At 69.8% G+C, this 6,828-nt stretch carries 6 protein-coding genes; 4 read left to right on the top strand and 2 right to left on the bottom strand.

The genetic code is table 11. The features are described from left to right. Positions 1-512 precede the first annotated feature (512 nt). The gene (locus tag JS521_RS02370; RefSeq protein WP_073779093.1) at positions 513-1,349 is read right to left on the bottom strand and encodes a DUF4397 domain-containing protein; all 837 of its coding nucleotides are present in this window, start codon (positions 1,347-1,349) and stop codon (positions 513-515) included. A gap of 428 nt (positions 1,350-1,777) precedes the next feature. After that, positions 1,778-2,824 carry a hypothetical protein gene (locus JS521_RS02365; protein WP_179892603.1) on the bottom strand — a complete coding sequence of 349 codons (1,047 nt, stop codon included), beginning with the start codon at positions 2,822-2,824 and terminating at the stop codon, positions 1,778-1,780. Between the two features lie 306 nt (positions 2,825-3,130). Between JS521_RS02365 and JS521_RS02360 the strand changes: the two genes are divergently transcribed. From JS521_RS02360 to JS521_RS02345, 4 genes are all read left to right on the top strand, one after another. Continuing rightward, entirely contained in the window at positions 3,131-4,090 is a 960-nt protein-coding gene (locus JS521_RS02360) for an ABC transporter substrate-binding protein (protein ID WP_205081041.1), read from the top strand. A gap of 1 nt (position 4,091) precedes the next feature. Beyond that, positions 4,092-5,042, top strand: coding sequence for an amino acid ABC transporter permease (locus JS521_RS02355; RefSeq protein WP_098017493.1), 951 nt, complete (start codon positions 4,092-4,094; stop codon positions 5,040-5,042). 8 nt (positions 5,043-5,050) lie between these two features. Further along, on the top strand, positions 5,051-5,803 hold the full coding sequence (locus JS521_RS02350) for an amino acid ABC transporter ATP-binding protein (RefSeq protein ID WP_205081090.1): 753 nt from the start codon (positions 5,051-5,053) through the stop codon (positions 5,801-5,803). Further along, positions 5,800-6,828: M20/M25/M40 family metallo-hydrolase (locus JS521_RS02345; protein WP_205081040.1), on the top strand; the 1,029-nt coding region annotated here is incomplete at its 3' end. The genes JS521_RS02350 and JS521_RS02345, both read left to right, overlap by 4 nt.

Raw genomic sequence — 6,828 nt, 5'->3', positions numbered from 1 at the left:
GGCTGGCGCGGGGCCGCCCTATCACCCCCCCCCCTGGGGGGGGGGGGGGGGGGGCCCCCACGGGTACCCGCCCCCCGGGGGGGGGGGGGGGGGGCCCCCCCCCCCCCCGGGGGGGGCCCCCCCCGCGGGCGTCGACGGGCGCTTCCACACCCAGGCGCGGGATCACCAGTGAGCGCGGCGAGGCGTTCACCGGCCTCGATGGACTCGAGGACGGCTCGGCACCCGGCGCGGAGGGCTGCGGCGTGGAGCCCGACGGCCCCCCGCTCGTCATGGTGGGCCGGGGGGCGAGCGGAGCCCCGAAGTCCGCCGGACCGTCGTCGTCGGTGAGCCGCTCTGTCGCGAAGACGACGAGCATCAACAGGACAGTGAGGGCTGCGGCGAGGAACCCCCAGCGTTTACGTGGGGAACGGTGCTTCATCGACGAAGACCTCTGCTTCGGAAAGGGACGAAGAGGGAGGGCAGCGGGACGGAGCAGTCAGGCGCGCGTCCGTCCCGCCGGGTGGCGGCGCAGTTCAGCGCTGCGAGGCGAACAGCCGGCGTCCGCCGACGACCGCACCCGCGAGAGCCAGGCCGCCGAGCGCCAAGGACCAGCCGGGGAGTCCGGTGCTGTTCACCGCGTTCTCGCCCGTCTCGCCTGCCGGGACTCCGTGCGGGGCGGAGTGAAGGTCCTTGAACGTCTGCGTCTTGAGCGCGAGGTTCTTGTCGTCGGCGCTGCCCCACGCGTAGACGACGGTGTTGGTTCCCTCGGCCAGGTCGAGGTCGGCGGGGCCGATGGCGACCGTGTCGGTGCCGGCCAGGGTCACGTCGGCCTTCACGGTGCCGGCGTCGACCTCTCCCTTGACCTCCTTGGGGTTCACCAGGCCTTCGAAGACCGGGGTGCCTCCGGCTCGCACGTCGACGGCCGGAGCGGCGGCGACATGGCGGACGGTCAGTCGCGCCTTGCCCGCGGGCACCTTGGACAGGTCGTTGACGAAGGCGTTCAGGGCAGGCTTGCCGTCAGCGGTCAGGTGGGCGACGAGCGTGGCGTTGGCTCCGGCGGGCACATCGACCTTCTTCTCGATGGCGGGCGTGCCGTCGGGGCCCTCGCCGTCCTTGAAGACCTTGATGTCGTAGCTGCCGGCGTCAAGCTTGAGCGGGTCGGTCAGAGTGCCGGGCTCGAAGTCGGGCAGCAGCTCCTTGCCGTTGGCGAAGACGTCGACCTTCAGACCGGGTACGGCGTGGAAGACCGAGACGGTGGCCTGGTCGTCCTTGGCGGCAGCGGGCGCCGCCACTGCGGGGGCGGCCGCGGTCGCTCCGATGACCGTGGCGGTGGCCAGGGCGAGCGCTGCCGCGATGGGCCGAGGAGTCATGAACGTTCCCTTCTACGGGACTCCTTGAATGGAGTCTGTGCGAGGGTTTCCGCCAAGGCTGCCAACGCGGTTTCACTTCTGTTCAAGATGTTCTATAAGAGCTTCAACAGACCATCAGCAGGTGCAGAGCTCCAGCGGGCGTGATACCGGCCCCGGGCAGCTGGCCTCAGGTCGGGCCGACTGAGGTCGGCGTTACGCACGCCCTGGGACAGAGCAGGGGCGTACGCAGTGACGTCACCGGCTGCGTCGGCGAGCTCTCGCGGTGGCTCCCCGGGTGTACGCCGCCGCGCGGCTCCGCTCGCCCAGCCCTGCCCGGAGCTGGGCCTCTCCCACTTGGGCGTACGACCTTCCCGCCGAGCTGCCGCCCGGCGACTGCGCCTGCCGGATGCCGACGCTGCGCCGGGCGGGGTGAAGGCGCTCCTCGGACTTCAGCCGCAGTTGGTGACCGGCGTCCCGTTGTAGAGGTCGCGGTCCGGAATGCCGTCGACGACGCTGCGCAGGTAGTAACCGCAGGTGGGACGGTTCTTGAAGTCGTAGGTCCCGCCGGGGCGCAGCCGCCAGATCTTGTAGTCGTCGTAGGTGAGGTAGCGGTCGGGGTCGGCCTGCTCGGGACGGTGGTCGCCCAGGACGACGAAGGTGTCGGCTCCGGCTGCCGTGGCCAGGCCGTTCTTGTCGATGAAGAGGGAGCCGCCGTCGTCCACGCCGACACCCCACGCGGCTCCGCCCGTGGTGAGACCGTCCTCGATGGCTCGGGCGACGAAGGCCATGGTGCGGCCCATACGGTCGCGGGTGACGAAGTGCGAGTCGTTGATGGTGCCCGCGTAGTTCGGCCAGGAGAACATGCCGGTGGTGAAGGTGATGGCCGGGTCGTAGGGGTCGTAGAGCGCCTCGTCGGTGGTGACGCTGCCGCCGCAGGCGTCGTAGACGACGGCGCTGTTGATGTGGTGGCCCGCGCTGCCGCCGCCGGAGCCGCCTCCCTTGGCGACGACGGACTTCACGGAGTTCTGGAGCGCGGTGCCTTTCCAGTCGGCGTAGTCGCACTGGTCACCGCCGGCGAAGTAGACGAACTCGGCGTTGCGGATGTCGCTGTTGGCCGCGCTGTTGTTGCCGTCGTTGCGCGTGGTCAGCGTCCAGGTGGTGCAGGAGTTGACGCCGGCGAGGCCCATGACGGTGTCGCACTCGGGGGTCGTGCTGCCGGAGCCGGGGGCGGAGGCGGCGATGACCACGACGTCGAGGGTGCCCGTACCGCCGCGGATCGCGTCGATGGCTCGGGTCATGGTCGCCGGGACGACCGCGCCTGAGCCGTTCATCGTGTACGCGGGGCCGGACCAGCTGCCGCGGCTGACATCGGCGGAGCTGCCCAGTCGGATGCGCTTGGCAGCCGCGTGGGCGGATTCGGCCGCGACGAGGGTGGGGGCCAGCAGCGCCAGGGAGGCGGTCAGGCAGGTCACCAGCCGTAGGGGGATATGGAACACGGAGTTCTCCTGGGGACGGAGGAGTGAGGCCGACGCTGAGTCGGTGGTGATGGAACGTACAGATTCCGAGCATCGCGCGCCAGATGTAACGCAGCGAGGATCGCGCAGACCGGGCCACCTCGGACGAATACAGGTGCCGAACAGCCCGCACAGCATCCCTAAGACATGTTTCACAGGAGCGCGGCGGCACATCACAGGCAAGTAACGCTCGTTACATCTGTACAGATGAAGCCGCGATGTGTAATTTCTGGGGCGGGCCGAGCGAGGAAGCCACCGCCGGCCGGACATCCCCCAGGAGGGAACGATATGAAGTACGCCCACGTCTCCGGTCGTGCTGTGACCGCCGCCGCGTTGACCACCACCGTCCTGCTGGCGCTCGCGGGCTGCGGAGAGGGCGGCGACGGTGTCGCCGCAGCCAAGGCTCCGGCGTCGCTGGAGGTCGCGGGGGTGACCGTGAAAAAGGACGCGAAGCTGCACGAAGCACTGCCCGACGCGGTCAAGAAGTCCGGCACCGTGCGGGTTGCCACGGACGTGCCCTACGCGCCCTTCGAGATATTCGTGACGGAGGGGGAGAAGGAGCTCACCGGCTTGGACTACGACCTCGGTCAGGCGATCGGCGCCCGGCTCGGCGTGACCTTCGCCTTCACCCCGCAGAAGTTCGACGGCATCGTGCCCGCCATACAGGCAGGGAAGTTCGACGTGGCCATGTCCGCGATGACGGACAACAAGGAGCGGCAGGCAGTCGTCGACTTCGTCGACTACTCCGTCTCCGGCTCCGGGATCATGGTCGTCAAGGGCAACCCCGAGAAGATCACCACGCTTGACGATCTGTGCGGCAAGAAGGTCGCCGTGCAGGCCGCCACCAACCAGCTGGACCTCCTCAAGGGTCACCAGAAGAAGTGCGGGAAGGCGGGTGGCAGCGAGATCGCCATCCAGACCTTCCCCAAGGACTCCGACGCCCAGCTCGCCCTGCGCGCCAACAAGGTTGTCGCCCAGGTGCTGACCAAGCCGGCGGCCGGCTGGACGGCCAAGACCGCGGACGGAGGCCAGGCCTTCGAGGTCGTCGACGACCCGGCCGCCACCGGCGGCTACAACGCCTCCCCCAACGGCATCGCCGTCTCCAAGAAGCTGCCCGAGTTGACGGACGCGATCCAGAAGGCGCTGCAGTCCCTGATAGACGACGGCACAGCCACCAAGATCTTCGAGAAGTACGGTGTCGCCTCGATCGCGGTCAAGGAAGCCACCCGGAACGCAGCGGTCGACTGAGATGACCACCACACTCGATTACCGGACCGCCCCGGCCGGACAGGACCTGACCGTCGTCCCCGTACGCCACTACGGCCGCTGGGTCGCCGCCCTCGCCGCGGTACTCGCCCTGGCGGGACTGGTCGGTTCGCTGGCCACCAACGCCAATCTCCGCTGGGACATCATCGGCGACTACCTCTTCGCCGACCTGATCTTCGACGGGCTGGCCACCACCCTGTGGCTGACCGTCGCGGCGATGGCCCTCGGGCTCACCCTGGGCACCGTCATCGCGGTCATGCGCCTGTCGTCCAACCCCGTCCTCTACGGCCTCTCCTCACTGTTCGTCTGGGCCTTCCGCGGGACCCCGCTCCTCGTCCAGATCATCTTCTGGGGGTACGCGGGGGCCCTGTACAAGAACGTGCTCATCGGTATCCCCTTCACCGACATCACCTTCTTCCAGGCCGACACGAACTCCCTGCTGACCCCGGCCGTCGCAGCTCTGCTGGCGCTGGGGCTCAACGAGGCGGCGTACGCCTCGGAGATCGTCCGGGCCGGGATCCAGTCCGTCGACAGCGGGCAGGCCGAGGCAGCGCACTCACTCGGCATGCGGCCCGCCCTGACGATGCGCAGGATCGTTCTCCCCCAAGCCATGCGGGTGATCATCCCCCCGATGGGCAACGAGACGATCAACATGCTGAAGATGACCGCGCTGGTCTCCGTCATCGCCGCGCACGACCTGATGTCGAACATCCAGGAGGTGTACGCGCAGAACTACCAGGTCATCCCCATGCTCGTGGTCGCCTCGCTCTGGTACCTGGCACTGGTGAGCCTCCTGAGCTTCCCGCAGGCCTGGCTGGAGCGCCGCTACGGCCGGGGCACCGCACACGGGGGCCACACCTCCCCGTTGCGACGGATGTTCACCGGGTTCACCAGCGCGTCCGCGCCGAAGACCGGAAAGGAAGAGGGCCGTTGACCACGCCCATGGTGCACGCCAACGGCGTGCGCAAGCACTTCGGGAAGCTCGAGGTCCTCAAGGGCATCGACCTCACCGTCGAACGCGGGCAGGTGTGCTGCCTGCTCGGCCCATCGGGCTCGGGCAAGTCCACTTTCCTGCGGTGCATCAACCATCTGGAGAAGATCGACGGCGGCACTCTCGCCGTCGAGGGAGAACTCGTCGGCTACCGGCGGCGCGGGGCCAGGCTCCACGAACTGCGGGAGAAGGAGATAGCCGCGCACCGCCGTGACATCGGCATGGTCTTCCAGCGGTTCAACCTCTTCCCCCACCTGACCGCGGAGCAGAACGTCATGGAGGCGCCCGTCCGCGTCAGCGGCACGAGCACCCCCGACGCCCGTGCGGAGGCACGGCAGTTGCTGGAGAAGGTCGGGCTGGCGGACCGGGCCGGCCACTACCCGGCACAGCTCTCCGGCGGACAGCAGCAGCGCGTCGCCATCGCCCGCGCTCTGGCCATGAAACCGAAGCTGATGCTGTTCGACGAGCCCACCTCGGCGCTCGACCCCGAGCTCGTCGGCGATGTCCTGGACGTCATGCGGCAGCTGGCCGCCGACGGCATGACCATGGTCGTCGTCACCCACGAGATCGGGTTCGCCCGCGAGGTCGGCGACACGGCAGTCTTCATGGACGACGGCGTGGTGGTCGAAGCCGGCGACCCCCGGCACGTGCTCGTCGACCCGGAGCAGGAGCGCACCCGCGCCTTCCTGTCCAAGGTCCTGTGACCGCGCCGACCAGACAGCGTCCCCGTGCCCAGGATCTGCTGCCCCTCGCACGGGCCCGCCTCGACCGCTTTCTCTCCGACCTGGCCGGACTCGTGGCGATCGACTCCGGCTCCTACAGCCCCGCAGGGGTGAACCTGGTCGCCGACTGGACAGCCGCCCGGCTGTCCGCCCTCGGCTTCGCCGTCGAACGGGTCGCTCCCGGCAAAGCGAGCGGGGAGCGCACCGGGGACGTCCTGATCGGCCGCAGGACCGGTCGGCTCGCCGCCCGTGACGGCGGGCGGCGCATCATGCTCGCCGCCCACATGGACACCGTCTTCGCGGACGGCACCGCCGCCACCCGCCCCTTCTCCCTCCAGGGCCGACTCGCGCACGGCCCCGGTGTCAGCGACGACAAGGGCGGCCTGCTCGCCGGGCTCACCGCCCTGGACATCCTCGCCGAGGCAGACGTCGAGGAGTACGCCGAGATCGTCTTCCTCGCCACCCCCGACGAGGAGATCGGCTCCCCAGCCAGCCGCCCCGTCACCGAACGAACCGCACGGGGAGCGCACTTCGCGCTCGCCCTGGAGTGTGCACGGGAGAACGGTGACCTGGTCATCGCCCGCAAGGGAGTCGCCGACTTCCTCCTCACGGTCACGGGCCGCGCCGCCCACTCCGGCATCGAACCCGAGCGCGGCGCGAACGCCGCCCTCACCGCCGCCCACCTCGTCGTCGCCCTCCAGGCGCTCAATGGCCTGTGGGAGGACGTCACCGTCAACGTGGGCGTGGTTCGGGCCGGTACGCGTACCAACATCGTCTGCCCCGAGGCGGAGCTGCGCGTCGAGATCCGCTCGGCCACCACAGCCGGGATGACACGGGCGCGGGCCGCCATCGAGGAGGCCGCCGCCCGGCCCGCCGTGGCCGGCACCTCCGTGGTGGTGGAGCAGCTCGACCTGTGCCCGCCCATGGAGGACACCGAGGTCACGCACCGCATGATGGCGCGGGCCCGGTCCCTGGGCGAGGAACTCGGCCTCGTCCTGGGGGCGACC

This window comes from Streptomyces durocortorensis, from assembly GCF_016901035.1.
Lineage (GTDB): Bacteria > Actinomycetota > Actinomycetes > Streptomycetales > Streptomycetaceae > Streptomyces > Streptomyces durocortorensis.
The sequence above is the reverse complement of the archived record's forward strand: the minus strand, read 5'-3'. Positions and strand labels throughout refer to the sequence as shown.